The sequence below is a fragment of the Chitinophaga sp. genome, assembly GCF_036566945.1.
Classification (GTDB): Bacteria; Bacteroidota; Bacteroidia; order Chitinophagales; family Chitinophagaceae; genus Chitinophaga.
Map to the genome: position 1 here is coordinate 1 of NZ_DATCVJ010000969.1, position 1,657 is coordinate 1,657.

The following is a 1,657-nucleotide window of genomic DNA, read 5'->3' on the forward strand; positions in this document are numbered from 1 at the left end:
TGTGCCTCCAGCAGCGCGGCGTATACATCCGTATTTATATCTAACACCTTATTATCTACGGGGTAGCCCTCAACTGTCCGCATATTCCGCACCACCGCTATAACACCTCCGTCAGGCGCTTGGACAAACTGAACACCAAACATGTAGGTCAACAACCCACTTTTAAATGAGATGTCACACCAAGCCCTACCAGGATAAACCTCTACATAATTATACTTTAACCCCCGATCCTTGAAGGCTTTGGCACCATTACGACTGAAAGCCTCCAACAGCGCATCGATTGTCGGAGTCTCTTTATTAAGTTTAAAGCCCCCGAGCACTGGATAAAGAGGAACGTCTTGAGCTAACGCCACCATCGGCGGGTCAGGCATCATTGCGGAGCGGGGCCCTGCACTGCACCCGGCCAAAACAAAAAGAATAAACACCACCCCTAAAAGTTTCATGATGCCTCCCCCTTACAACGTTCATTCTCGTGTGCAGCCCTGTAATCATACGCTTCTTTAATCGACGCAAAGGGCGTAACACCAAAGCATTCACTAGCCGCACGCAAAACAAAAAAGACGTCTTCAGAACCTAAACGAGATTGAAAAACCCGATCCATATTCATCTTTACCAAAATATTTTGGACATCCATATGATTTCTATATCTTCGGATTTTCTCTGCTGCAGTGAACGCCTCAATGCTAGCAGAGAGCCGATTATTAACATCTTGTATTTCTTCAACCGTTGTCCCGGAGCCGCTTGAACTTAACAGTGCAGTCAGCGTTGTTGATCGGTCCACAACACTGACTGGCACAATGCTCTCGAATGTGCCCACAGTCAGCGACGCCGTTGGGACGTTAATCATGTCGGCACCTCTGAAAACCAACCGACTTTCCGGGTCATAAGTAAACGGCCCTTTCCAGAAAGTCCGAGACTCCGCTGGAGGTCGACCAACAACAACATAGGAACCACGCTTTAATGTTCCTAGCTCCATCCCTGCCTGCTCTGCGGCAGAAGACGAATACAACTGAACTGAGTAATCCAAAAGCATTTTGTTTTCTTTATTAGCAAACACCAATTCAGCCGCAGTAAATGAAATCCCAATTAGAGGTGTCACGATTGGATTTTTCGCCATCACCCCGATGGTGCCAGCGACATTATGCGCCCGCTCCAAAGCCCTTCGAGTTTCCTCATTTTTCTCTTTGGTGACATTCATTACGCGCACTCGAAAAAATGGCGCAACTCTTTCGTCCCACCTAGGCTCGTAATAAACAAGTAAATTAGAGAAATTTAATGATTGATCCGGCTGCACGCCACGCTGATACCATACCACCAATGAATTTGCGGAACCATCCGCCTTTATACCTACATCAAGGATAACGGCATAATCAGCACTTTCAGTAATTACGCCTTTTTTCAATCCCCCTTTACCATCACTTTCATATTTTGCCGGAATCTCAACAGACCTTAGAATTATGGAAATGGGGGAATTTCGCACAATCTCGTTTTTATTTTTTTCAGAATTTAGACCTACCGACTCTAATGGTTGATTTTTCCCAGCCTGTTTCGCCCCTAAATAATAGACCCGATTATCTGCAAACTCCGGCGTAAACACAGTGTACTTATCGTTAACTTGCGGTCCTACTCCAGAACAACCAGAAACAAATACCCCCCC

2 protein-coding genes are annotated in these 1,657 nt (G+C 46.0%); both read right to left on the bottom strand.

From position 1 onward, the window contains the following. Positions 1-443 (bottom strand): hypothetical protein (locus tag VIP81_RS29085; RefSeq protein ID WP_331969962.1); only part of this gene is annotated, 443 nt, incomplete at its 3' end. Then, positions 440-1,657, bottom strand: a 1,218-nt coding sequence (locus tag VIP81_RS29090; protein ID WP_331969965.1) for a hypothetical protein, incomplete at its 5' end; no start/stop codon positions are given. The genes VIP81_RS29090 and VIP81_RS29085, both read right to left, overlap by 4 nt.